Source organism: Desulfovibrio fairfieldensis (assembly GCF_001553605.1).
Classification (GTDB): domain Bacteria; phylum Desulfobacterota; class Desulfovibrionia; order Desulfovibrionales; family Desulfovibrionaceae; genus Desulfovibrio; species Desulfovibrio fairfieldensis.
The window spans coordinates 1,252,964-1,277,759 of record NZ_CP014229.1; the positions used below are offsets into that span (position 1 = coordinate 1,252,964).

Below are 24,796 nucleotides of genomic sequence, written 5' to 3' on the forward strand. Positions count from 1 at the left end.
AAAATGAAGCGATGAGTCTTGTCTCGTTCAGTTCAAGCGATGCGTTGTTATTGCACATGATGTTCACCCACGTGTGCGACACATCCCGTGGTCACGTTGAATTGACTTACGCGGCAACAAAAAGATTTTTCCGGAGTACCCGCCCAAGCCACGGATACAACCCCTTCTTCCACGCTGTTCGCCAAGTGGACAAAACGCACCGGCGCGGGGCGGCCGTCGATGCGGATGCTGCCGGTACTCATATCCGTTTCCATGGAAGGAAAATGAAGCGAAAGTCCCAGTCCAAGGACTTTTGAAACGGCTTCCTTGGCAGTCCAGAGCCGAAGAAACTGATGTGCCGGGCGTCCGGCTTGCTCCATGCGCTGCTGTTCATTTTCATGGCATACCAGGGGGATCAGGGCCTGCCAGTCGCCCAGATGTTCTTGAAGCTCCACATCCACTCCACAGCGTCCGTGGCGGCAGAAAGCAATAGCGGCCCATGGCCAGGAATGGGAAAGGTTAAAGTCGCAGAAGGCGTCGGCGACAAGGTAGGGTCTACCGTAATTGCTGGAGGCGAAAAGCCACTCATGCGGCAAACGGCGGCCTTTTTCCAGGCTTAATAACATGCGCAGGGCAGCATGGGACGCCATATACAGGATTCCGTCATTCAGTCGGTGAAAACGAAGCGCTTTGTATTGTTCCTGCGGGGAAAGCAGGGCAAAAGCCCGACCCAGCGTGGACGCCGGATCTTCGCGTTCCAGCAACGCTTCCAGGCCGTGCCCCTGCTGCGCCGGGGAGGCCAAGTCCATCAGGTCGCGGGCGTGGGTAAGGTATACGTGCACTTTCTCCTCGCCTTCAGTCTCTGTATCAAAGGGGGCCGGACGCAGGGCAACATGCGGCTTGGTCGGATTTTCCCGTGGGCTTTTCATGCCAGCTCTCCTTGCGATAGGCATGCTGCATTTCAGACGCGATCCAAGATATCGCATGATCCGACATGGGGGCTGCTCATGTTTGTATTTTTTTTATCCCAAAAAAAGTTATGGGAATTTTTAATTAATATATGGATAGTTATCCTCCATATATGGCCGTGAATATCTTGTCATTATGGGCAAAAAAATAACCAAAATGGGCATGACAGCGAGTGCATCGCGTGTATCATAGACAAACCTTCTCACATTGCTTTGTGAGGATTGTTTTTACCGTCCAGTAAGAGAGGAGTCATGGCAACAGATCTGCTTAGACGCTTTACAGAAGTGGCGCGCTCCAACCCAGCCGTTCCGGCGGTTATGGGACCTGACCTGTGCCTGTCGTTTTCGGATCTCGATTTGCTTTCCGACAGAGCCGCCGCAATTTTTACCCGTGCCGGCGATGCCGGGATTCTGCAGGGAGAGATGCCATACTCGATAGATACCTTGCCGGTCATCGGGTTCTATCACTGCCGCTCGGCGCGGCATGTCGTGGCCGCGGTGGGGGCCGCCAAAGCGGGCATTCCCTATATGCCCCTGGGCTGCGACTGGCCGGACAACCGTCTGAAAGCGGTCAGGGGCAACTGTCGCATGTGTCTGCTTGTGTGCGATAAGGAGGGTATGTCCGTGTCCGGCTGGGGCGGTGAAACGCCCGTTGTTTATACCGATGATCTGCTTGGAGCCGGGAAGGTTGTTTCATCCTGGAGCAGAGTGGAAATGAGAGATGTGATGCGGGCCCGGTATGGGGATATGCCCCCGCCGCTGTATGTCATACACACCTCGGGCTCCACCGGAACACCCAAGGGGGTGGCCCTGCCCCATGACGGCATTTGCGCCAATTTTGTCGGCTCACGGGGCATGCCCGGATTCAGCGCCGGCAAGAGAGTGCTTTACGGAGGGGCACTTACTTTTGATCTTTCCATTATAGAGCTCTGGATCAGCCTGCTGAACGGCTGCACGCTCGTGCTTACCCCGGAAGAAACGCTGCTTGATGCCCATAGTCTGAAAATGCATCTGAAAAAATGGGAGATCAATACGGCAGCCATGCCTGTAAGCGTCATGAGCGCGCTTGCCGCACAGGATGAAAGCGTTTTCAGCGGTCTTGAAGTCCTGATTTTCGGCGGAGAATTGCCCAATAAGGACCGTATAGAAAAGATCATGCGCGCCTGCCCCGGCATCGTAATGAACAACTCTTACGGGACGGCGGAAACCTGCGCGGTCGCCGCCGCCGGAAACATAGACCTTCCTCTGCCCGAAGGTCCCCTTGCAGTGGGAAAACCCTTTGGCGATGCGGAGCTGTTGGTCGTAGATGACGATCTTGCGCCTCTGCCCGCAGGGCAGGTGGGGGAACTGCTCATCGGCGGGCCGGGCGTGGGGCTCGGGTATATAAATGATCCGGAACGGACGGCCCGTTGCTTTGTGACTGACCCCCGGAGCGGAAAACGCCGCTACCGGACAGGTGATATGGCCTATCTGCAACCTGACGGGCGGCTTGTTCTGGTAGGGAGAAGCGACGCGCAGTTCAAGATCGGGGGCAAAAGGGTGGACCCCGGTGAAATCAGTTCGGCCGTCATGCGCCAACCCCGCGTGTCCAATGTGCATGTCGCCTTTGTGCGCGGGGACTACCCGACCATTGTCGCCTATGTAGTGGCCGACGGCTCCGCGTTCGGCATGGAACCCGAGATTTTCGCTGAGAACCTGCGCAAGGCTCTTGCGGAAGAACTTCCCGCCCATCTCGTTCCCGGACACATCCTCGTTGTGGAATCCATTCCGCTGACCGCCCACGGCAAAGTTGATCAAAAGCGCCTGCCGGTGCCCCCTGCCGTGAAACCGTTTTCCTCCGGTGGTGACGTTTGCGCGGCCTTTCAGGCAGTGTTGCGGTCTGAGGCTTTCAGCGAAAATGACGCTTTCTTTGATCACGGCGGCACATCATTGCTTGCCGCGCAACTGATTGCCGTTTTCCGCTCCGTCTTTCAGGTGGCGGTTCCTTTCAGACTTTTTTCACATCCGCGTACCGCCTATATGGTCAGGCTTTTCATTGAAAATGCCAGAATGAACGGCCCGACGGCCGCCGGGAGCGGTGCGGGCGCGCGGCTCCTGCCCGTCCGCGGCACAGGGCTTAAGGCCCAGGACGAACTGACCGTCAAGATTTAGGGGTATGCCATGAATGCCGGGTATCCAGCGGAACTTCTCGAATTTGTTTTTGAACTGCGCAGTCAGGGCATAGTCTTATATGCTGAAGAGGGGGAGATTGTCTGCCGCGGCCCGCGAGAGGCCCTGACAAGCAGTCGTCTGGATACTCTCAGGCTGCGTAAGCGGGAGCTTTTGCAATTGCTTGAGGAAGAAGAGAGGGCCCTGCGGCAGGAGATTCCGGAACTCAGTCCGGATGTCCAAAACCGTTTTATGCCCTTTCCGCTGACGGACAACCAGCAGGCATACTGGATCGGGCGCGGAGACACGCTGCAATATGGGCAGGTGGGCATTCACGCATACTTTGAGCTTGAGGTTCCGGGCCTTGATGTGGAGCGCCTGGAAAAATGCCTGAATACGCTGGTGCAGCGGCATGACATGCTGCATGCTGTGGTCGTCGGTGACGGCATGCAGCGCATCCTGAGGGAATATTCCCCCATCAGGATAATGCGTACGGACGCCTCGGACCTGTCCGCCCAGGAAGCGGACAAGACGCTGGACTCCATCCGCCGCGATTTGTCCTGCCGCTGCTATTCGCTCGAAACATGGCCTCAGTGCGCGTTTCACGCGGTGCGGCTGCCGGACGGAACTGACATTCTTTTTGCCAGCCAGGACACATGGTGCCTGGACGGGCAGAGTTACCGCGTGCTCATGGAAGAATTGGCCGCCCTGTATCACGGCCTGACGCTACCTCCCCCGCCGGGCTTGAGCTTCAGGGATTATGTACTTGCCATGCGGTCCTTCCGGAATTCCTCCGCCTATCAGGCCAGTCTTTCCTACTGGAAAACCAAAGTGGCCACCCTGCCGGCAGCGCCCATGCTGCCGCTTGAAAAAAAGCGGGGCTATCGTCCGGAGGCCCGTGGCTCCGGTAAAAAGAGCTCGAACGACCCCGTGAAGTCCTATCGTCTGGAAGCAAGACTTTCGGAAGCAGGACTCAAAACGCTGAGAAATTCCTTGCGCGGCAAGGGAGTGACCTTGGCCGCCTTTTTGCTTGCCTGCTATGCGGAGACCCTGGGGCACTGGTCCGAAGAACCCGCGTTCACCATCAATGTGCCCTGGGGCAACAGGCTGCCCGTGCATGCGGATGTGAATGCGTGCGTTGGTGAATTCGCCAGCATGACGCTGGTGAAATACGACTGCATGGCGAGCGGGAGTCTTCTGGAAAGGACCCGTCTTGTCATGGCTCAACTGCTGGAAGACCTGCAATATTGCCATGTGTCGGGAGTGGCCATCCTGCGTGAATGGCGTCAGGCCAATGCATTGGGGCCGGAAGCCTGCATGCCCTTTGTTTTTACGAGTGAAACGGATTCGGGAGAGGGCGCGAGCTCTTCCTGGATGGAACCCCTTGAACGCATAGGTCGTATCCGCAAGGGGCTCAGTCAGACGCCGCAAGTTTGGATTGATGCCCAGTATGCCGTGGTGCGCGGAGAGCTGCGCCTTTCATGGGATATTCTGGATGGCGTTTTCCCCAGAGGGCTTGCGGAAAACATGTTTGCCGCTTTTGAGGCCCTGGTGCGCGCCTGCGCCGACAGGGACGACATCTGGCATGAGGCATTTCCTCTGTCTGTTCTTGCCCTCCCTGTCCCGTACAGTTTGACCTGGGGGGGAGATTGCGCGATTGCCGACATGGACGTTGCCGCCGTCATTGACGAATTTTCTTCCACGCGCGCGGAGCATGTCTGCATTGAGGATGTCCGGGGCGCTCTGATGTGGCGTGACGTGTCCGCACTCGTGTGCGGCGCATCAGCCCGAATGTGCGAGGCCGGCCTCAAACCCGGCGAAGGGGTGGCCATTCTTCTGGAAAAAGGCCGCTGGCAGAGCATCATGCCTTTTGCCGTGAGATCTGCCGGGGGCGTGTGCATTCCGCTGGATGTGGAAAGCCCCGTTGAGCGGCTGGAAGAAATCGTGCGGCGTTGCGGCGCGGCCATGGTTGTGACCGACGCGTCGCTTCGGGAAAAAGCGGCGGCCTTCGGCCTGCCCATGCTGGATGTGGCATCGGGTGAGCTGGTGCGCACAGCCCTGCCGACCGGGCGGCGAGTGTGGGACAAGAGCGTCTTCTGCGTCATCCACACATCGGGCAGCACCGGCGTCCCCAAGGGGGTGGAACTGCCTTTTGCCGGTATTCTCAACGTGCGCGCCCACATGGGCAGGCTGGGGCTGGGGGCCGATGACGTGGTTCTCTCCCTGTCGCCCCTGCAACACGACATGTCCATACCGGAGTATATGGGCAATATGCTGTGCGGCATGTGCGCGGTTTATCCCGATCCCCGCCTGCGCAAGGATCCCCGGCACTGGTTTGAGCTGATCGAAAAGCACGGCGTGACGTTCTGGCATACCGTGCCCGCCATGCTGACCATGCTTGTGGATTATTGCCGTGGACTGTCTGAAGAAAAGGTCAAAAGCGTTCTGGCATCATTACGTGTCGTATGCCTCGGCGGCGACTGGACGCCGCTGGAAACCGCCCGGACGCTGTTCCGTCTGGCGCCCGGAGCAAAGATCGTTACGGTTGGGGGCCCCACGGAAATAACAATCTGGAATGTCACCCATACGGTAACCAGGGTGGAGGATTGCTGGAACAGCCTGCCGTACGGAACCCCCATAGCCAATTGCGGCTGCCGCGTCGTGGACGCGGCAGGCAATATCCGCCCGCGCGGGGTGGTGGGGGAAATGTGCTGCACGGGTCCTTTTATGTCGCCGGGATATTCCAATGACGACCGCCTGACCCAACAGCTTTTTCCCACCTGCGGGAAAAATGGCGAGCGCCTGTTCAAAACGGGCGATATGGTCCGTATGCATGCCGACGGCGTTTTGGAATTCGTGGGGCGCAAGGACAACCGAGTCAAAATTGGCGGTTACCGCATTGAACTGAGCGAGGTCGAACACCATCTCCAGACCTTTCCCGCCGTGGAGGAAGCTGTGGTTCTCGCCCGGCCCGGCCCGGCGGGTTCTCCTGTCATGGTTGCCTGGGTCAGGGCGAGAGAAGGCAAAGATATTTGTCTGAAGGAGCTTCGAGCCCATCTTCTGCGCTTTCTTCCTTCGTACATGATTCCGCCGTTTATCGGCTTGTGTTCGTCTTTTCCGGTGACCTCCAACGGCAAGGTGGACAGAAAGGCCATTCTTGAATGGCAACTGCCCCGGACTGGCGAGGACGTGCGGCTGGATACGCCGTTGCGCTCAACCTTGGCAAAAATATGGGAAGAATTGCTTGGCCGCAGGCCTGAATCAGAGACAAGCAATTTTTTTGAATGCGGCGGCGACTCCATTTCGGCCATTCGTCTGCTCAACAAACTCATGTCCGCCGGTTTTCCGCATCTGGGCATACTGAGCGTATTCCAGCACCCTTCATTTGCGGCGCTTGCCGGATATATAGCCGGTTTGGGTGCAGGGGAGGAGCGTAACAAACTGCCTTCCCTCAGTGAGGCGGCGCAGTTGCAAAGTGCTTCCGGCCTGTACCCTGCTTCGCGCGCGCAGCAACGTATCCACGTGGACGAAATGATTCAGCCTGTCAACGGGCTGTACAATCTGCCTTTCATGTTCAGTCTGCGGGGTCGGATCGACACTGACCGCATTATTGCCGCGTTCGGGACGGCGATAAACGCGAATCCGGCATTGCGCACTGTTTTTGATGAGAGGCCGGACGCCGCCGGGGGCATGCTGCTTGTTCAGCGGGTGCTGCCTCGGATCGAAGCGCTTTTTGAGGTGCTGGATCTGCGAAACCTCTCCCCGGAAAGCGCCGCCGGCAGGTGGACGGACGCCGCCAGGAAGAGAGGGGCGGAGGCTCTGACTATGCTGGAGGGGCCTCTTGTACGGGGAACCCTTGCCCTCATGCCGGTGGAGGAGGGGGAAGCCCAGGCCGCCGAGCTGCTGCTTGTGGTCCACCATGCGGTTTTTGACGGCTGGTCCATGAAGATCTTTCTGGCCCAGTGGCGCCTGGCCATGGAAGGCACGGAAGTGCCCATGGCAAAATATTCATATGGCGATTTTGCCTGCTGGGAACGTCTGCCGGAAGTCATGGACGCCATGCAGAAGCACACGGACGCCTATGCTGCGGCCCTGCGCAGCCTGGATGCGCAGCCGGCTTCTTTTCACGCAAGCCTGGCCGGGGCAAGGCCACAGGCAAGAGGGGGAGGCGGAAGCCACAGTTTCTTTCGGCATACCCTTCCTCATGCTCTGGCGGAGCAGGTGCGTCGGGCGGCGGCGCAGGAAAAAGTAACGCCCTTTATTTTCCTTCTGGCCGGTTTCGCCCTCCTGGCCTCACGCTACTCTGGAAGTGAGCGCATTCTTCTGGGCACTTACTCGGCGCAGCGTTTTCTTCCCGACCTGGAAAGTATCGTGGGTATGCTGGTCAACCCGCAGCCCCTGGCTTTTGATTTTGCCGGAGCCCAAACCTTTGAGGATATTCTGGAAGCCGCCCATAAGGGACTGATGTTGGCCAAGCAACATGAGCTCGCCCCTTTTGAACTGCTGGTAAGAAGCGACGACTCAAGCATGGAATCCGCCGGAAAGACATTTTTCTCCATAACGTTCAGCCAGGACAATACCGACAAAAACCTGGTCAGGGCCGGGGACGTGACCTTATCCATTGCGGCGGGAGGAGAACACAAGAGCGGTATGGACATGGAGGTTGCTCTGCATGAGGCTGATGGCGGCTTGAGCTTCGTTGTGGTGTTTGATGAGGCCGTGATGGAGCGCAAACATGTGGAAAACCTGTTTGCCAGGCTGGAGTATGTCGTTGCTCAATGCGCCCGCCAACCGGATATGGCTCTTTCAGAAATGCGATATTGCCTTGACCGGGATGAGGCGCTGCTTGAGAGCGTGAACTGCCAGGCGGCCGTTCCCCTGCGGCATGCATCCCTATGGGACTGGTTTGTTGAGACGGCACGCCGCCATCCGTATCAGGTCGCGATTATGGAGTATGCGGGCCGGGACCGCCGGGAATACAGCTACCTTGAGTTATTTTCACGGGCCGTAGGCATGGCGGAAACAATGAAAAACCTTGTCCCCGCCCTTTCAGCCGAAACTCCCTTGGAGCATCCACGCCTCATCGCACTCTACATGCCGCGAGGAGCCGAGCTTGCGGCGGCCATGCTCGCGGCATGGCGACTGGGAGCGGCGGTCATGCCCATCAGCGTCACGTTGCCCGCCGAAAGAGCGCTTTCCATACTGGAACACGCCAGTCCCGTTGCGCTTGTGGCAAACTGTCCGCAAGACCTGGCAGGACTTTGGGGCCGGTGCCTGGAAAGGGCTTTCACAGGTCCTGTTGTGCTGGGGAGCGATATTGTGCAGGGAAACGCCGGGGCAGCGGTTCTCGCGGCCGAACGTCCAGCCGGGATGTTGGAGCGAACTGCCTGGGTGATCTTCACCTCCGGTTCCACCGGCAGGCCCAAGGGGGTGGCTCTCTCCCATGCCGGTCTTGTGGGAAGGCTTGAATGGGGAGAAAAATTAATGCCGCCAACCGTGCAGGACAAGGGATGCTCCAAGACGGACATGGCATTCGGCGACTGCTTTTGCGAAATTTTCGGGCCGCTGTTTTATGGCTTCCCCGTGTTTTTCATGGAGGAAAAAAGCATCGCCCATGTGGATACGCTGTATGAAATTTTGAAGACCGAAAAAATCACGCGGCTTGTGGCGGTGCCGAGCCTGCTGCGTGAATTTGCCGCCATGGCGGAACGAGGAAAGGGGACTCCGGACGCCTTGCGGCATATTGTGTCCAGCGGCGAACCTCTGCCTTCTGTTTTGGCGCACCGCCTGCAACGCGCCTTCCCTGCAGCGAAAATCTATAATTTTTACGGCAGCACCGAGATAACCTGCGATGCCGCATGGCATCTCTGTTCTTCCTCCCTCACAGGCACATCAGCTGTCCCGGCCGGAAAACCCATCGCCGGTGGCCGTATCCTTCTCATGGACAAGACCAGAGCCGTGCTTCCTCCCGGCATGCGCGGGGAAATCTGCGTATGCGGCAGAATGGTTTGCCAGGGCTATCTTCAGGAAAACGGCAGCATAATCAAAACAGACGCTTTTTTCAGGCATAAGGAAGAACCCGCCTTCGGCACCGGTGATATGGGAGTCTGGACGGAAGACGGGAATCTGATTTGCCTTGGAAGAACTGACCGGCAGATCAAGATCCGTGGACAAAAGATCGCTCCTCAGGAAGTGGAAGGGCTGCTTCTTGCTCTGCCCGGCGTTCAGCAGGCCTCGGTGCTCTGCATGGATGACAATGGTCACGACAGCCTTGTGGCATGCCTTGCAGCTGACCGCGGAAATATGTCCCGCGTGGAAAAAATGCCTGTGTTGGAGCTCTTGTCGGCGGTCCTGCGCTCGCAACTGGAGGGAAGGCTGCCTGCCGCTTTCATCCCACGTTATGTTCTCTGGATGGAAGATATGCCGCGTATCCATACGGGAAAAATCGACCATGCCGCTTTGCGTTCCATGTGCAAAGAAGAAATGACGCGACTGGCCGAGCGGAGCAGGGAACAACCGTCCGAATTCGATTCCGAGGTGGCCAAGGCCCTTAGCGGCTGGTGGAGCGATGTGCTCCATGTTCAACCGGAGAGTGACAGCAATTTTTTCAGCGATGGGGGAAATTCCCTGCTGGCGGTACGGCTGGTCCATTTCATGGAAAAAGAGTTCGGCGTTTCAATGCAGGTGCGCCAGATTTATAGCTTAATTTGTTTTTCTGGGATGGTAACCTACATTGAAGAACAACAACGCGGCAGTGTCGGCGAATGGGAAGAGATTTGACAGTAAAGCGGCTGCATACCGGCTTGGTTTTTATCGGCACTGGCGAACTCCGGCGAGCGACTTGTTCCGCCTGCCGTAACTCTGTCTTTTCCCGTCCGGTGGCAATGGGGATAGGGACCGGGAAAGAAGGGCCTTTGTATGAAGCAGACGCATCTGTCGCCTATGACCTGTTTTGGAAAAACCGGGAAGAGGTCTCATGACAGCCAGTTCAAAAAGCAACCGCGACATTGTGACGGAAGAGATATCACAGCTGCCTGCATTGCCACTCTCTGGCGATATTCTGGAAGCTGTCGCGTTCCGCGATGGCTCTGGCCTGCCGTAGCTGTCGCTTGTGGTCTGACGGGTCAATCTCCCTGGACAACATGCGCTTCGCCTCTTCGCGGCGTTCTCTGGCGTCCTTGAGCGATACGGTGGGATATTCCCCGAAACTGAGCAGCTTGCTTTTGCCGTCAAAACGGTAGGCCATTCTCCAGAGTTTGCTTCCGTTGGCGGGGATGAAGAGAAACAGACCGCCGCCGTCAAAATACTTGCGGGGCTTCACGTCGGGTTTCAGACTGCGGATGTGGGTATCGGTAAGAGGCATGGGCACTCCTTGGCTGTCGTTGGACGAAGTGATACCCACATGGATAAAAATATTTTTGATTCCGCGCGGTTATTCATGTAGGCACCAGAAATGTCGTACCACATTTCTACCTACGGATATACCCATAAAATGTTTGGATGCAAGCGGACGAGGCTGGACTTTGGGAAACCATACCGGAAGGAAAAACCAAAGAATGCCAAGGTCTTTTAGACCTTGGCATTCTTTTTTGTATGGAGAAAACCCCCCGCTAGGCGGGGGGTTCTAAAAAGCTTACAGCTTTGCCCATGTCAGTAAAACTCCTTTTGATTTGTTAAAAAGTCTCGCGGTCTGGCAACTGCGAGTCAACAAATCAAAAGGAGGTCACGATGGGTGACGCCAAAAGTTTAGCCCACACAAGGTGGAACTGCAAATATCACATTGTTTTTGCGCCTAAATATCGCCGCCAGGTGTTCTATGGTGAAAAGAAGCGCGCCATTGGCGAAATTCTGCGCAAGTTGTGCGAATGGAAGGATGTAAAAATAGTGGAGGCAGAATGTTGCCCAGACCACATCCACATGCTGCTTGAGATTCCCCCCAAAATGAGTGTGTCGAGTTTTATGGGCTATCTAAAGGGTAAGAGTAGTCTCATGATCTATGAACAATTTGGGGATTTGAAGTTCAAATACCGCAATCGAGAATTTTGGTGCCGTGGGTATTACGTCGATACAGTGGGCAAGAATAAGGCCAAGATTCAGGATTACATCAAGCATCAGCTGGAGTCGGATAAACTTGGCGATCAGTTGAGCCTACCCTACCCAAGGAGCCCGTTTACGGGCCGCAAGTAACAGAAATGCAAATGTCAGATCGCAAGAGCGCCTGCTAGGGCGCAGCTGGTAAGAAAGCCTTACAGGCGCATATGAAGAACCCCCGGCTATGCCGGGGGGTTCCTTTTGTACCTAAATTTGGCGTCCCCAAGGGGATTTGAACCCCTGTCGACGGCGTGAAAGGCCGTTGTCCTGGGCCGGCTAGACGATGGGGACGCATGTGTTGGCTGGGCTGCAAGGACTCGAACCTTGATTAGCGGAGCCAGAATCCGCCGTCCTGCCAATTGAACGACAGCCCAACACGAGGTGGAAAAATAGATGAGGTTGGGGGGATTGTCAATAAATTTTTGGTCAAAGCGCAGAAAGTTTTTCCGACGATGAAATGGACAGTGTCATTCCGTGGGGTAGGGGTTCCAAAGATTTGTGACTTGAAAATTTTTATATTAGTTTGTATTGTAAAGTAGCCCATGCAATCCCAGTGTTCAATTTACTTATGGTGGTGAGACGTTCCCGATATGTGGGGAATGTCTGAAAACAATGGTCTTGATAAGGAGGAGTGAATGTCTCAAGAAAGCTCGGCGATCGTTGTCGACAGGGCTAAGTCGCAATGGTCCGACCTGTGGAAAAAGGAAGATTACTGGGCCATCTGGATCGGCTTCTTTATTCTGATCGTGGCAAGTTGCCTGGTCTTCGGCGGCCGTCAGGAGCTGGAGAGCAAGTATGAGCAGTACGCGGCGGTTATGAAAGCCGAATCCGCCAAACCTTTCAAAACCATAGAATGGTATCAGGCTTCCGCGGCCCAAAAAGGGCTTCAGGGACAGAATCTGGCTTCGGTCAAGCTGCTTATCAATCAGCTGAAAACACCGGCCCGCTGGCAGTCCAATCCCCTGGACGCCCTGATGATGTCGCAGGCCCAGGCCGACAAGGCCAATGAAGCCGTCATGCCGAAAGTGGATGCGGCCAAACAGGCCGAAGCCGCCGCTCTGGCCCAGGCCAAAGAGGCGCAGGCCGCCGCTGCGGCCGCCACGTTCGGCGACGCCACGCTGAACGCCGCCGCTGAAAAGTCCATCGGTGAATGGCAGGCCGCCAAGAAAGCGACCGCCGACATCTCTAAAAAGCTGGTCAAGCCTTTCAACCGCATTCCCACCCTGATTGTGCTGGGGCTCGCGCTGGCCGTGCTGACTTCCATCGGCGCCAAATTCATGGGCTTCAACGTGGGCAAGTTTTTTGTGGCCTTCCTGGGCGTGTATCTGCTGTGCGTGCTTGCCAATATCCTGGGCAACCAGAAGACCATGCGTCTTTACGGTATCAATGCCGAAATCTGGTCCATCGCCATCGGCATGATCATTGCCAATACCTTCGGCACGCCCAAATGGCTTAAAGAGGGCGCGCAGGTGGAATACTTCATCAAGGCCGGTCTCGTGCTGCTGGGCGCGGAAGTACTTTTCCACAAGATTATGGCTATCGGCATCCCCGGCATTTTCGTGGCCTGGGTGGTGACGCCCATCGTCTTGGTCAGTACCTACATTTTCGGCCAGAAGGTGCTGAAAATGCCATCCCAAACCCTGAACATCGTCATTTCGGCCGACATGTCCGTGTGCGGCACCTCGGCGGCCATCGCCACGGCGGCTGCGGCTCGGGCCAAAAAAGAGGAACTGACCCTCTCCATCGGTCTGTCCCTGACCTTTACGGCCATCATGATGGTGGTGATGCCCGCCTTCATCAAGTGGGTGGGCATGCCTGAAGTGCTGGGCGGCGCCTGGATCGGCGGCACCGTGGACGCCACGGGCGCCGTGGCCGCGGCGGGCGCGTTCATCGGCCCCAAGGCCCTGCAGGTGGCCGCCACGGTTAAGATGATCCAGAATGTGCTTATCGGCGTGACCGCCTTCTGCGTGGCCCTGTACTGGTGCACCAAGGTGGACGCGCAGGCCTGCGGCCAGCGCGTGGGCGCCATAGAAATCTGGCATCGTTTCCCCAAGTTCGTCATCGGCTTCCTGGCGGTTTCCATCATCTTCTCGCTGATCAGCAGCGGTCTCGGTGCGGACTTCGGCAAGATGCTGGTGGACAACGGCACCAACAAGGTTTCCGTGCCCCTGCGCGGCTGGTTCTTCGGTTTGGCCTTCGTGGCCATCGGCCTGACCACCAACTTCCGCGAACTGGGCAAGTACTTCAAGGGCGGCAAGCCCATCATCCTTTACATCTGCGGTCAGTCGCTGAACCTGTGCCTGACGCTGCTCATGGCCTGGATTATGTTCTACAAGGTCTTCCCGGAAATCACCGCCAAGATCTAGTGTGTGTTTGACGGCGGGCCGCCGCGGGCTTTCCGTGGCGGCCCGTAATGGGAGAATGTATGCCGCCTGCCGTACGCAATCTGTTGAAAATGGGAAGCTGGGCACTGGCCCTCTGGCTTTTTTTCGCAGTGCTCACCCCGCGACTGGTAGCGCTGTCGCCCGCCTGGCAACACTACGATGCCGTGCAGGAACAATACGGCCTGGACAGTGGTGCGTTGTACTACTCCGATGTGCCCGTCACGCAGGAGGCTGCGGACGCCGTGGGACGCGCCGTGCGCGCCGGCATGCAGGAACGGCACATGCTGGCGGCCGGACGTTGACGATGGGGATTCAGCGAATGCGCTACGTGGTCAGTGCCTGTCTGGCCGGGCAGGCTTGCCGTTATGACGGCGGCAGCAATCCCTGCCCGACGGTGATTCGTCTGGTGGAAGAGGGGCGGGCCGTTCCGGCATGCCCGGAAGGTTTGGCCGCACTGCCGATTCCCCGGCCACCCTGTGAACAGGTGGGAGGACGGGTGCTTTCCCGCGACGGACAGGATCTGAGCGAAGATTTTTTACGCGGCGCGCGACTGGCCCTGCGCGAGGCGCTGGAGCAGGGCTGCGTGGCGGCCATTCTCAAGAGCCGTTCGCCGTCCTGCGGCTTCGGCCTGATCTATGACGGTACGTTCAGCCGTAGGCTGTGTACCGGCGAGGGGGTATGGGCCCGGCTTTTGCGGGAAGCGAGCATAAAACTGTACAGCGAAGAGTCGTTGCCGCCGGAATTGGGCGAAGAAAAGAAAAAACAGCTGTAAGCCGCGCTCAGCGGCTTTTTTGTTCAGTAGAGGTGATTGCGGAGCATTTCACAACCCTTCCGGCGCGATGCCTCGCCTTTACATCTTCTTATCCTCTGTTTTTCAAACTCCGCGCGATTCGGGCGATAGTCACGTTTTTCTGATCAGCGCGTTGCAGAGTCTTTCAGCATTACTCCGCCTTGGGCTCGGCCAGGATGCCGCGCCGGGCCATTTCCGCCACGGCCTTGCGGCAGAACTCCGGCAGCAGGGCTTCCGCCTGCGGGCTCAGTCCCACATGCATGGTCTTATAATCAAAGGGCTGCAGGCCGATGACAACCGCCTCCGGCCTGTTTCCGGCCAGATCACAAGTGATCAGCGTGTCCAGCAGGTCCGTCTGATGCATGGAGTCGCGGAAACTCAGGCTCTTGCGCAAATCCTCGCCCTCCAGCAGGTAGACCGTGCCCGGCGCTTCCGGTCCCAGCACCACGTCCAGCACCACTAGAAAATCGCACTCCTGCAGTTCCGGCATCAGCATCAGACCCTGGGTACCCCCGTCCATCAGGCGGACATGCGCGGGCCAGCGGTAGTGGGCTTCCAGGTATTCCACGGCCCGCACGCCGAAGCCTTCATCCGTCAGCAGAATGTTGCCCACGCCCAGAATCAGTATCCTTTTGTCGTTCATGCGTCCCCCTGACGGTTTTGGAGAAGGAGAGGATCAGAAAAAGGGCGGGGAATTACCCCGCCCTTGTATAGACTGTGCAAAGCCTGCTCTACAGAACCTTGAACTTGTGCACTTCGTTGGTTTCTCCGTCGATCACATGTACGGCACAAGCGATGCAGGGGTCGAAGGAGTGGATGACGCGCAGGATTTCCACCGGACGCTTGGGATCGGCCACCGGCGTACCCGCCAGGGCTTCCTCGGCCGCGCCGGGCACGTTCTTGCCGTCCCGCGGTCCCAGGTTCCAGGTCGTGGGCACCACAAGCTGGAAGTTGGCGATCTTGGCGTCGGCATCAGTCCGCAGCCAGTGGGAGAGGCCGCCGCGCGGCGCGTTGACGAAGCCCACGCCCTTGGCGTCCTTGGGCGCGTCGTAGTTCTCCACGATCTGCTTGTCTTTGGTGATGTTATCTTCGTATTCATTCAGCCAGGTTTCGATCTGCTGGGCAATGGCCAGGGTTTCGATACCACGCGCGGCCGTGCGGCCCAAGGTGGAGAAGAGCGCTTCCGGTCCCACATTCAGGGTCTTGAGCACATTGTCCACCAGCGGCTTCACGGTCTTGTGGTTCTGGGTGTAGGCCACCAGCACCTGGGCCAGGGGGCCGGTTTCCATGGAAATGCCGTCGTAACGCGGGGCCTTGAGCCAGGAGTAACGATCCGTGTCGCCCATACTGGTGAAGGCGGGTTTGGTTTCGCCCTGATAGGGCGGCAGAGCCTTGTCGCCTTCGTACCAGCTGTGGCGGACGTGTTCCTCAATCTTGGAAGGATCAAAGCCTTGGGGATTGCCGATCTTGCGGTCCAGAATGACGCCCGGCTTGAGCCAGCGCTTTTGCAGGTCACGTTCGCCGCCGGGGGCCGGGAATTCGCCGAAGGCCATGAAGTTGTGCGTGCCGCCGTAGGTGGCGCATTCCTTGTAGTTGGCGGCCACGGCGAGCAGATCCGGGATGTAGTAGTTTTCGATAAAGGCGCGGGTCTTCTTGTAGAGTTCCTTGAACTCCTTGATCCGCTCGGGGGTCAGGGCGTCATAGCAGGTCACGCCGCCGCCTACGGTGAACTGGGTGTGCGGATTTTTGGCCCCGAAAACGGCCATGGCCCGCGCCGCTTCCACCTGGACGCGCAGGGCCTGCAGATAGTCGGCCGTGGCGATCAGGTTGAGTTCCGGGCTCAAGGTATAGGCCGGATGGCCGCCCAGGAAGTAGGCGTTGGTAAAGGGGCCGAGCTGGCCGCTGTCCACAAAGGTTTTGAGTTTGCTCTGGACGGCTTTGTAATCGTCGGCCGTAACCTTGCGCGCGGAAATGGAGGTGGCGATCTTGGCCGCCTTGGCCGGATCGCCCTGCAGGGCGCCGGTCACATCCACAAAGTCCAGAGCGTGCAGAGCATAGAAATGCACCAGATGGTCATGTAGAAACTGCATGCCCAGCACCAGGTTGCGGAGATAGGTGGCGTTGGCCGGAATAGGCTTGTTGATGGCGTCTTCCAGCGCACGGGTGGAGGCCAGGGCGTGCGTGTAGGTGCAGACGCCGCAGGTACGCTGGGTAAAGTGCTGGGCGTCGCGCGGGTCGCGGCCCTTGAGAATGAGTTCCAGGCCGCGGAACAAGGTGCCGCAGCTGCGGGCTTCCTTGATCTTGCCCTTTTCCACTTCCACTTCAATACGCAGATGCCCCTCAATACGGGTCAGCGGATCCACTACCACAGGGCCGGTGTAATCGCTCTGGGGCGCTTTAATGACTTCGCTCATAACTTCCCCCCTAGTTCTGGTAGAATGGCGTCATTTCGTCCCAGAAGCCGGGCTCGCTGCAACCGATGCAGGGATGTCCGGCGCCCACCGGCCAGTTGGTCTGATTGAACAGAGCCTTGGGACAGTTGTTGTACGTCTGGGGGCCTTTGCAGCCCACTTCATACAGACACCAGCCCTTGCGGGCTTCTTCGGAATTGAAGGAGGGCGCGAATTCGCCGGCGTCGAAATGTTTGCGGCGTTCGCACAGATCATGCACGCTCTGGCCGTAAAACATGAGCGGGCGGCCGTTTTCGTCCAGTTCGATTTTCTGGCCCTTGAGGAAGGCCACCAGGGTACCCACCAGATTGAGCGGGTTGGGCGGGCAGCCGGCGATATTGATGGCCTTGACGCCCAGGTCGCCGAAAGCGTCGTTGACGCCCTTGGCCGCCGTGGGGTTGGGCTTGGCGGCCTGCACGCCGCCGTAGCAGGCACAGGTGCCCATGCTTACCACAGCCTTGGCCTTGGGCAGAATGCCCTTACAGATGTCGTACATGGTCTTGCCGCTGATGTAACCGTATTTGCCCTCCATGGCCGTGGGGATGGCCCCTTCCACGATGCAGATAAAGCCTTCGGGGGCGGTGACGGCCTGGTGCAGGGCCTCTTCCGCGGCTTCGCCGGCGGCGGCCATGATGGTTTCATGGTAATCCAGGGAAATGGTATCCATGATCAGGCTGTCGATGAAAGGTTTATAAGTACGCAGCAGGGCTTCGGAACAGCCCGTGCATTCGGCGGCGTGCAGATACACGACCGAAGGACGGCGGCCTGTCAAAGCCGCGGCCACGTCAGAGGCGAAGGCCGGGCCCATGCCCATGGTCACCGCCACCGCCGTGCAGAATTTCATGAAATCGCGGCGGCTGATGCCCTGGCGTTCTAAACGCTCCTCTCCGCTTTGTTTGCCCAGACCCACGGCAATACGCATAATAGCCTCCTGGCAAAGGTGAGTGAAAAGCTGAAACGGAAACCCTGCCACAGAGTTTCCCTTGCTGAGCACAGGGCAGATATCCGTCGCGGAAAAGAGCGGTACGCTTCCGGGATGTTAATGTCCGTTGCGTCTGCGGCGGCTGTCTGTGCAAGATGTCAGCAATCACTTTCGGATGGCGTGCCATCCTCACGGTCAATGGCGGCTACGGAGACATTGCCCTGTCCTGTCCCGAACAAAGGGGACAACCACCATTTGCAATTGAGAATATACCCTGAAAGATGAAGGGTCAATAGGGAGAAAATTTTTTTGTTGTCATTTGCGCGCATCGTCACAAGGGAAAAGCCGGACAGTTGCCTTGGCCGGGCGCATGGGATAGTTTGCTGCCGCGCCATGCCTGTATGACGTGATATCGGCGGCCCGCCGGTACGCTGTGGAGCGGTTCCGCATCTCCGGCGTCGGAGCATCTTGTCAATGAAATTGCTTACGATGCCCGGCGATATTGCTTGTTGGAACTATTTTTTTCAGAATGAAAATGCCCCAGATCGCGCGGACATTCAGCCCTATTTCCGAGGAACGTAACGCCATGAAACTGGAATCCCTTTGCCTGCACGCCGGTTACAGCCCTGAAAACGGCCAGCCGCGCGTATTGCCCATTGCCCAGAGCACGACCTTCAAATATGACTCCACGGCCGAGGTGGCCAAACTGTTCGATCTGGCCGAAGCGGGCTTTTTCTATACCCGCCTGGGCAATCCCACCGTGGACGCCGTGGAGCAAAAAATCGCCGCTCTGGAGGGCGGAGTGGGCGCTTTGTGCACCTCGTCGGGCCAGGCCGCCAGCATGCTTGCCGTGCTGAACCTGGCGCAGAGCGGCGAGCACGTGGTCAGTGCCTCCAGCATTTACGGGGGCACCTTCAACCTCTTTGCGGTGACCCTGAAGAGGCTGGGCATTGAAGTGACATTTGTGGATCAGACCGCTTCCGACGAAGAATTGGAAAAGGCCTTCCGGCCCAATACCAGAGCGGTGTTCGGCGAGACCCTGACCAATCCCTCCATGGACGTGCTGGATATCGAGCGTTTCGCTAAACTGGCTCACCGGCACAGGCTGCCGCTGATCGTGGACAATACCTTTGCCACGCCCGTGCTCTGCCGTCCCTTTGCCTTCGGGGCGGATATCGTGGTGCATTCCACCACAAAATATATGGACGGGCATGCCCTGCAGATGGGCGGCGTCATTGTGGACAGCGGCAACTTTGACTGGACCTCGGGAAAATTCCCGGAATTCACCGAGCCCGACCCCTCCTACCACGGCCTGATCTACAGCGAAACCTTCGGCAGGGCCGCCTACATCGTCAAGGCGCGCGCGCAGCTTATGCGCGACATGGGCTGCTGCCAGACACCGCAGGGCGCGTTCTACATCAATCAGGGGCTGGAAACCCTGCCCCTGCGCATGGAAAAACATTGCCGCAACGCCGAGGCCGCCGCCCACTATCTCGCGGGGCACGACAAGGTGGAGTCGGTGAAGTATCCCCGTCTGCCCGGCAATCCCAACAAGGCCTTGGCCGATAAATATCTTTCTGAGGGATGCAGCGGCGTGGTTTCCTTTTCGCTCAAGGGCGGACGCGAAGCCGGAGCGCGCTTCATCGACAGCCTGAAAATGATTTCCCTCCAGGTGCATGTGGCGGATATCCGCACCTGCGTGCTGCATCCGGCAAGCTCCACCCATCGCCAGTTGAGCGACGAACAGCTGCGGGAGGCGGGCATTACGCCAGGCATGGTGCGTCTTTCCGTGGGCCTGGAAAATCTGGACGACATTCTGGCGGATCTGGACCAGGCCCTCGAACAGGCCTGAGTCATTCCGTCCGGCGACGTGTAACGTGGGAAGGCCTGGAGCCTTCCCACGTTTTTTATGAGCGAAAACTCCCCGCTAAGCGGGGAGTTCCAAAAAGGCGAAGCCTATAGCTGTCAAAAAAGAAGCTCTCCTTTGCTACAAAAAAGTTGTCCTGACTTCCGTAGTAGCAAAGGAGAGCGACAATGGATGATCAAAGTTTAGAGCACACGCGTTGGAATTGCAAATATCATATTGTGTTTGCACCGAAATTCAGGCGCAAAATTATTTATGGCAAATACAAGAAAGAAATTGGCCTGATATTAAGGAGGTTGTGTGAGTACAAAAAGATTGAGATATTAGAAGCGCATGCATGTGTTGATCATGTCCACATGTGCATAAAAATACCTCCCAAGTATAGCGTGGCATAAATCATGGGATACTTGAAGGGAAAAAGCGCGTTAATGATATTCGAGCAGTTTTCGAACTTGAAATATAAGTTTGGGAACCGCCATTTCTGGTGCAAAGGCTATTTTGTCAGCACGGTAGGGGTGAATGAAGCCACCCTTTTGAAGTATATTCGTGAGCAAGAGATACGAGACAACATAGCCGATCAGCATAGTTTGTTTGAACATAAAGACCCATTTATGGGTCGCTAGAAATAGCGGCGGAAGTCAGGTCTGGCCTCCTTCAGGGGGCGGACGAGTAACAGGCCCTTATAGGGCCAAATCAAACCGCCCCTTGAAGGGGCGGTGCTGATTGCGCTTTTTTTGTTCTTCGCTCGCAAGCGGGATGGTGCCGGGCGCGGATTCCGCTCAGGGAACCTGAGCGAAACGCGTATGTTAGGGAGCGGTCAGACAGTTTCAATGCGATGATAGCGTCCGCCGTGTATTTCCTTCCGGCGTTTTAATCCGTCAGAGCGGAATCCTGGCCGAATTTTTCGTAAAAGGCCTTTTCCGCCTGCGAATCCCCGATGAGATACATTTCCTCGCCTTCCTCAAAAACGTGGCCGGGATCGGGGTTGATATGCATTTCTCCGTCCGTGTCGCGCAGGGCCACCACGCTGCAATGGGTCAGGCTGCGGATGCCGCTGCCCATGAGCGGCTTACCCGCCAGGCTCTTGCCCACGGCGCTGCGGAAAATGTTCAGACCTTCGTTGATCATGGTCACTTTGCCGGGAGCCAGCAGATTGATGATGCTGTTGGTGACCATGGATGCCAGGGAGAGCACCAAATCCGCCCCGGCAGCGTGCAGGATGCCCACGTTGCGGTCGAGCGTGGCGCGGCTGATGATCTGGATGTCCTCGCGCAGGCGGCGGCAGTAAAGGGTCAGATAAATATTGGTGTCGTCGTCATGGGTAGTGATGAGCACAGAGGGCGCGGTGCGGATGCCCGCTTTTTCCAGCACGTCCAGGTCCGCGGCGTCGCCCACGACCATATGCTCTTTCTGGACGCGGGGTTTGGGATTTTTGTCCACAATGCTGTACTCGCGGCCGCTGGCGTGCAATTGACGCGCGGCTGCCAGGCCCACCCGCCCGCAGCCGAGGATGACCACCGACGCGTCATTGCAGGTATGCTTGGCGGGATCGCACGGCCCCAGCAGATGATTGACGGCGTCGATCTGCTGGTAGGTACCGGCAATAACCATAACCATGGTGTCCGTGAACACCGTGTCCGGGGCGGGCAGTACGAATTTCCCGCGCTCCCACAGGCCGATGACGTTGGCGCCGGTGGCCTTGCGCAGGCCGCTTTCGCGCAGGGATTTGCCCACCAGGGGCGTGCGCATGACCGGGGCTTCGGCCACCACCAGTTCATTGAAGCGGCTGATCACGCTGGAGCGGGCCTGGGAGTTGAGCACGCGACGGGCCAGGGCTTCGCCCAGCAGTTTGTGGAACTGAAAGACATGGCTGCTGCCGGCCAGTTGCAGGATGTCGATGGCGTCTTCGCTCTGGGCCGCGGCCACAATGGGCACCTTGGCGTCCACGTCGCGGGCGGTGAACACGATGTTGGTATTGCGCACGTCGCTGTCCAGGGCCACCAGCATGGCGGCCTCGGACAGGCGCAGGTTGCGGTAGACCTCGCTAGAGTCGTGTTCGCCCACCACCGCGTCATAGCCCTGATCCAACAGGTCCAGGGTGGTCTGGCTGTCACGGCAGAGCAGCACGCAATGCGCGCCGTAATTTTTCAGATCGTCCACCAGGTTGAGGGCAATGGGACTGGTGCTGACCACAATGACGTGCCCTTTGGTATCCGGGGGAATGGAGCGGGGCGTATGGCCCTTTTTCTGGGCCTCCAGCCACGGGGCGTAAAAAAACTGGATAAAGGTGAAGGGCAGCATGATCAGGAGCAGCAGCACGCCGGACATGAGCACTACGATGGAGAAAACCCGTCCCAGATCCGAAGTGAAGGTAATGTCGCCGAAGCCCAGGGTGGACATGACCGTCAGCGTCCAGTACACGCCGGTCACCCAGGAGAAGCTGCGGTGCTCGTATTGCATGATGTAGTGAAACAAAATGCTGTAGAGGGCGATAAGGCCCAGCAGCATGGCGAAAAAGCGCAGCAGAAAACCCATGTTGCGGCGCACGCTGTGCTGCTGCATAAACAGGGCGATCTGGGACGAAAGAAATTTCATGGCGACTCAAGAGGGGAATGGTGAAGGTGAAGGACATTGGAACCCGGACGAAGCTGCTCCTGAGAGGTTGTCATCAATCCGGGCCGTTCCGTCAAGCGCGGAATGGCGCGCCGGGGCCGGATACGCCACAGGCCGACGCATTGCGGCGTCGGCCTGCGCGGAACCCCGGAGCAGTTCAACGTTAGAATTTTAAGACTTGAAATGCTCGTTTACGGCGAGCAAAGCCCGCCTGCTCGCATTTCGCGGCAACGGTTTGCAGACAATGCCGCAGCGCGTTTTATAATCAGAGGCTGCGTTCTTCCAGGCCGTCGCTCTTGTCGGCCGGGTTTTTTTTCGGCGGTTCGGTAACGGTTTGCAGGCCGGGCACCACATCCTGCACCTCCGTGGAGGGCAGCAGGGGATCGGCGGCGGCCCGCTCAATGACCTTGCTGTTGCGCACGTAAAGATTGCAGGCCAGGCCGAAGCATTCCCATACGGCGGCCACCGTGCCCTTGAGCGGCTCGCGCTCGTTGCGCGGCGGCGGCACGAGCACGTAATAGGTGCGGGTGCGCCCGCCCATCTTGGGCTCCACCATGCAGGAGACGATCCACTCGTCTTCGCCGTCATCGTTCCAATCGGCAATGGCCACCATATTGACGGTGAGTTTCTGGGTGGCGTGGTTGATGCTGAAGCCGTTGGGCCAGTGTTTCACCCGGCTGTCGGGTTGCAGGGTGGCGGCAAAGTTTTCCCCCAGGTAGACATGGCCGGAATCGCCGAACATGAAGGAAGGCGAGAGCCTGCGGAAGAGCGTGTCCCCGTAGTTGCTGAAACCGGCGAAGGAGAAGGGCGCCACGTAGGCGCCGTCGTTGTCCAGCAGGCGGCGGGCCTGCAGTTCCTTGGGCATATGCCGGGCCATCTGGACGAATTCTTCTTTTTCCACCACAACCACAGGGCGGGTGGCGCAGCCGAACAGCAGCCCGCCCAGGCAGAACAGGGCGCACAAACGCGGTATGGACATGATTTCTCCTGTATCGAAGCGCCGTTATCGGGATATTCCCTGCCGCTCCGGAAACTTCGCCTTTGTATGCGTCCGGACCGGGCTTGTAAAGGGTGGAACTGAATGCTGGTACAATATCTGCATATTTTTTTCAGTTCTGTTTTTCTGACATTTTGATCTGCCGAGGCATATATGGCGGAATCGTTGTATCTGGAAATGCCCGCGCGGAAAAAGTCCCCGGCCGGGGGGCTGTTTCGCCGGGTTCGATTTGTTCTCTTCCTGGCTGTGGCGTTTGCCCTGCTGGCGGCGCTTTGGTGGTGGTTGGCTGGCGGTCGGGTGGACAGCGTCCGGGCCGTGCTGGACGGCATGGTCTACACGGTTTCGCCGGAATTTTCAGCCCGGCTGGAAGCCCTGAGCGTGCGCGAGGGCGATAGTGTCACGGCGGGCCAGCCCGTAGGGCGCATGGACGCGGGCGATTACGCCCGGCATTTGCGGGAAGCCGGGCAAGAAGCGGCTTCCCTGCGCCCGCCGGATATGGCGGAAATGGCCGGACGCCTCAGGCAGGCCCAGGAAGCGGAAAGAGATATGGTGCAGCGCCTGGCCCAGGCCCGGCACGAGGAAGAAGCCAAACGGCGCCGGCGCGAAGAGCGCGTGACAGAACATGTGCGGGCTCAGCTCAATCTGCGCTCTCTGGACAGTCAGGGCGGCGAGCGCGCGGCGGGCAAAAGCCGCTATGCCGCGGCGCAACGGGCCGAGGCCGAGACGCGCGCCCGCATGGAAGACGCCAAGGCGGATTTTGAACAGGTCAGCCGCATGCGTGCGGCCATGGATCAGGAATTGGGCCGGGTCCGCGATGAGGTGTTGCGGGCCAAGCAGCTGGCTTCGCGCAACCGCTATGCCGCGCCTGGAAGCTCTCGTACGGCCGCGCCTCTGCCCGTGCGGGCGGACGGCACGTTGTACGCGCCGGTGAACGGCCACGTGCTGCGGGGCAGCGCCGCACCCGGCCAGGTGGTGCAGGGCGGCGAGCCCGTACTGCTGATTCTGCCGGAAGGCGCGGACGCGGCGCAATCCTTTTGGGTACAGGCCTACTTTCCTCTGGCCGCCGGAGAAGCCATCAGGGCGGGGCAGGTCTGCGAGGTCCGGCTCACGCCCGACGGCATGCGCCTGAGCGGCACAGTGGCCGAAGTGCTTGCGCCGCAGCCCCTGCCCAGCGGCCAAGCACAAGAGATGACGCGGGGACTGACGCAAAAGGGCAGAACGGAAGTCAGCGGCGCAACGCTTTTTCTGCCCGTGCGGATCAGGCTTGACGCCCCCCCGCCCGCCGGTCTGCTGCCGGGCCAGTCGGTGGACTGCGTTGTCAGGACGCGCAGTATTCTGGGATTCAGCGGCTTTTAGAGCATTTCAGCTTGAAATGCTCTACGCCGAACACGGTGAGGCGCCGCGAAGACCAACCCGATGGGCGGCCCGTAGGGCCGTGCCTGTAGCCCAAAGGGCGTACAGGCATCGAGAGCAACGCGGCGTGGATTCCGGCAAAGCAATCGAAGGCAGCCCGAAGGGCTGTCCCCGTTGGCGACAACGGAACCATATGGGGATCTACAGCAGCGGCAACCGCGTTTTTTGCCGGAATGA

The 24,796-nt window shown here is 58.4% G+C and carries 15 protein-coding genes, 2 tRNA genes and 1 pseudogene; 9 read left to right on the forward strand and 9 right to left on the reverse strand.

All coding sequences use genetic code 11. The features are described 5' to 3' along the window. Positions 1–47: 47 nt before the first annotated feature. Positions 48–908: a 4'-phosphopantetheinyl transferase family protein gene (locus AXF13_RS05290; protein ID WP_062251934.1), complete on the reverse strand. Its 861-nt coding sequence runs from the start codon at positions 906–908 to the stop codon at positions 48–50. Positions 909–1,169: 261 nt separating this feature from the next. On the opposite strand from AXF13_RS05290, the gene AXF13_RS05295 reads away from it, so the two are divergent. Together AXF13_RS05295 and AXF13_RS05300 are read left to right on the forward strand one after the other, a co-directional pair. Further along, positions 1,170–3,098 carry a non-ribosomal peptide synthetase gene (locus AXF13_RS05295; protein ID WP_223299984.1) on the forward strand — a complete coding sequence of 643 codons (1,929 nt, stop codon included), beginning with the start codon at positions 1,170–1,172 and terminating at the stop codon, positions 3,096–3,098. A 9-nt stretch (positions 3,099–3,107) separates the two neighbouring features. Then, positions 3,108–9,875 (forward strand): non-ribosomal peptide synthetase, encoded by a 6,768-nt coding sequence (locus AXF13_RS05300; protein WP_062251936.1) that lies wholly within the window; start codon positions 3,108–3,110, stop codon positions 9,873–9,875. Between the two features lie 244 nt (positions 9,876–10,119). Here AXF13_RS05300 and AXF13_RS05305 read toward each other — a convergent pair whose 3' ends face one another. Then, a complete protein-coding gene (locus AXF13_RS05305) occupies positions 10,120–10,458 on the reverse strand; it encodes an Arm DNA-binding domain-containing protein (RefSeq protein ID WP_062251937.1) in 339 nt (112 codons plus the stop codon). A gap of 365 nt (positions 10,459–10,823) precedes the next feature. On the opposite strand from AXF13_RS05305, the gene tnpA (AXF13_RS05310) reads away from it, so the two are divergent. Next, complete coding sequence (tnpA, locus tag AXF13_RS05310; protein ID WP_062251401.1) at positions 10,824–11,282, forward strand: IS200/IS605 family transposase; 459 nt, start codon at positions 10,824–10,826, stop codon at positions 11,280–11,282. A 118-nt stretch (positions 11,283–11,400) separates the two neighbouring features. On the opposite strand, the gene AXF13_RS05315 is transcribed toward tnpA (AXF13_RS05310), so the two are convergent. Continuing rightward, positions 11,401–11,477, reverse strand: a tRNA-Glu gene (locus AXF13_RS05315). An 8-nt stretch (positions 11,478–11,485) separates the two neighbouring features. After that, positions 11,486–11,560, reverse strand: a tRNA-Gln gene (locus AXF13_RS05320). A gap of 261 nt (positions 11,561–11,821) precedes the next feature. On the opposite strand from AXF13_RS05320, the gene AXF13_RS05325 reads away from it, so the two are divergent. From AXF13_RS05325 to AXF13_RS05335, 3 genes are read left to right on the forward strand one after another with little or no spacing between them, the layout of a single operon-like run. Continuing rightward, positions 11,822–13,552, forward strand: a complete 1,731-nt coding sequence (locus AXF13_RS05325) for a YeiH family protein (RefSeq protein WP_062251938.1) — start codon at positions 11,822–11,824, stop codon at positions 13,550–13,552. A 59-nt stretch (positions 13,553–13,611) separates the two neighbouring features. Beyond that, entirely contained in the window at positions 13,612–13,872 is a 261-nt protein-coding gene (locus tag AXF13_RS05330) for a hypothetical protein (RefSeq protein WP_062251939.1), read from the forward strand. A gap of 2 nt (positions 13,873–13,874) precedes the next feature. Then, positions 13,875–14,342: a 2-thiouracil desulfurase family protein gene (locus AXF13_RS05335; protein ID WP_083521967.1), complete on the forward strand. Its 468-nt coding sequence runs from the start codon at positions 13,875–13,877 to the stop codon at positions 14,340–14,342. 169 nt (positions 14,343–14,511) lie between these two features. Here AXF13_RS05335 and AXF13_RS05340 read toward each other — a convergent pair whose 3' ends face one another. The 3 genes from AXF13_RS05340 to AXF13_RS05350 all read right to left on the reverse strand — a co-directional run bounded on the left by AXF13_RS05340 (position 14,512) and on the right by AXF13_RS05350 (position 17,732). Then, complete coding sequence (locus tag AXF13_RS05340) at positions 14,512–15,003, reverse strand: HyaD/HybD family hydrogenase maturation endopeptidase (protein WP_062251940.1); 492 nt, start codon at positions 15,001–15,003, stop codon at positions 14,512–14,514. Between the two features lie 88 nt (positions 15,004–15,091). Further along, the gene (locus AXF13_RS05345; RefSeq protein WP_062251941.1) at positions 15,092–16,774 is read right to left on the reverse strand and encodes a nickel-dependent hydrogenase large subunit; all 1,683 of its coding nucleotides are present in this window, start codon (positions 16,772–16,774) and stop codon (positions 15,092–15,094) included. A gap of 10 nt (positions 16,775–16,784) precedes the next feature. Next, a complete protein-coding gene (locus AXF13_RS05350) occupies positions 16,785–17,732 on the reverse strand; it encodes a hydrogenase small subunit (protein ID WP_062251942.1) in 948 nt (315 codons plus the stop codon). Between the two features lie 586 nt (positions 17,733–18,318). On the opposite strand from AXF13_RS05350, the gene AXF13_RS05355 reads away from it, so the two are divergent. Both AXF13_RS05355 and tnpA (AXF13_RS05360) read left to right on the forward strand, forming a co-directional pair. Beyond that, positions 18,319–19,584, forward strand: a complete 1,266-nt coding sequence (locus AXF13_RS05355; protein WP_062251943.1) for an O-acetylhomoserine aminocarboxypropyltransferase/cysteine synthase family protein — start codon at positions 18,319–18,321, stop codon at positions 19,582–19,584. 182 nt (positions 19,585–19,766) lie between these two features. Next, positions 19,767–20,219 (forward strand): annotated as a pseudogene (tnpA, locus tag AXF13_RS05360) (IS200/IS605 family transposase). Between the two features lie 247 nt (positions 20,220–20,466). Here the strand turns inward: tnpA (AXF13_RS05360) and AXF13_RS05365 are convergent. Then, on the reverse strand, positions 20,467–22,191 hold the full coding sequence (locus AXF13_RS05365) for a potassium channel family protein (RefSeq protein WP_062251944.1): 1,725 nt from the start codon (positions 22,189–22,191) through the stop codon (positions 20,467–20,469). 283 nt (positions 22,192–22,474) lie between these two features. Further along, a complete protein-coding gene (locus tag AXF13_RS05370) occupies positions 22,475–23,188 on the reverse strand; it encodes a hypothetical protein (RefSeq protein ID WP_062251945.1) in 714 nt (237 codons plus the stop codon). 171 nt (positions 23,189–23,359) lie between these two features. Here AXF13_RS05370 and AXF13_RS05375 point away from each other — a divergent pair, with 171 nt between their 5' ends. Continuing rightward, positions 23,360–24,562: an HlyD family secretion protein gene (locus AXF13_RS05375; RefSeq protein WP_062251946.1), complete on the forward strand. Its 1,203-nt coding sequence runs from the start codon at positions 23,360–23,362 to the stop codon at positions 24,560–24,562. The last annotated feature ends 234 nt before the right edge of the window (positions 24,563–24,796 follow it).

Excerpts from the sequence above, each read along its gene's own strand:
- AXF13_RS05345 (WP_062251941.1), bottom strand. The coding sequence starts at position 16,774 with ATGAGCGAAGTCATTAAAGCGCCCCAGAGCGATTACACCGGCCCTGTG.
- AXF13_RS05340 (WP_062251940.1), bottom strand. The coding sequence starts at position 15,003 with ATGAACGACAAAAGGATACTGATTCTGGGCGTGGGCAACATTCTGCTG.
- AXF13_RS05330 (WP_062251939.1), top strand. The coding sequence starts at position 13,612 with ATGCCGCCTGCCGTACGCAATCTGTTGAAAATGGGAAGCTGGGCACTG.
- AXF13_RS05370 (WP_062251945.1), bottom strand. The coding sequence starts at position 23,188 with ATGTCCATACCGCGTTTGTGCGCCCTGTTCTGCCTGGGCGGGCTGCTG.
- AXF13_RS05325 (WP_062251938.1), top strand. The coding sequence starts at position 11,822 with ATGTCTCAAGAAAGCTCGGCGATCGTTGTCGACAGGGCTAAGTCGCAA.
- AXF13_RS05305 (WP_062251937.1), bottom strand. The coding sequence starts at position 10,458 with ATGCCTCTTACCGATACCCACATCCGCAGTCTGAAACCCGACGTGAAG.
- tnpA (WP_062251401.1), top strand. The coding sequence starts at position 10,824 with ATGGGTGACGCCAAAAGTTTAGCCCACACAAGGTGGAACTGCAAATAT.
- AXF13_RS05365 (WP_062251944.1), bottom strand. The coding sequence starts at position 22,191 with ATGAAATTTCTTTCGTCCCAGATCGCCCTGTTTATGCAGCAGCACAGC.
- AXF13_RS05300 (WP_062251936.1), top strand. The coding sequence starts at position 3,108 with ATGAATGCCGGGTATCCAGCGGAACTTCTCGAATTTGTTTTTGAACTG.
- AXF13_RS05335 (WP_083521967.1), top strand. The coding sequence starts at position 13,875 with ATGGGGATTCAGCGAATGCGCTACGTGGTCAGTGCCTGTCTGGCCGGG.
- AXF13_RS05290 (WP_062251934.1), bottom strand. The coding sequence starts at position 908 with ATGAAAAGCCCACGGGAAAATCCGACCAAGCCGCATGTTGCCCTGCGT.
- AXF13_RS05375 (WP_062251946.1), top strand. The coding sequence starts at position 23,360 with ATGGCGGAATCGTTGTATCTGGAAATGCCCGCGCGGAAAAAGTCCCCG.
- AXF13_RS05350 (WP_062251942.1), bottom strand. The coding sequence starts at position 17,732 with ATGCGTATTGCCGTGGGTCTGGGCAAACAAAGCGGAGAGGAGCGTTTA.
- AXF13_RS05355 (WP_062251943.1), top strand. The coding sequence starts at position 18,319 with ATGAAACTGGAATCCCTTTGCCTGCACGCCGGTTACAGCCCTGAAAAC.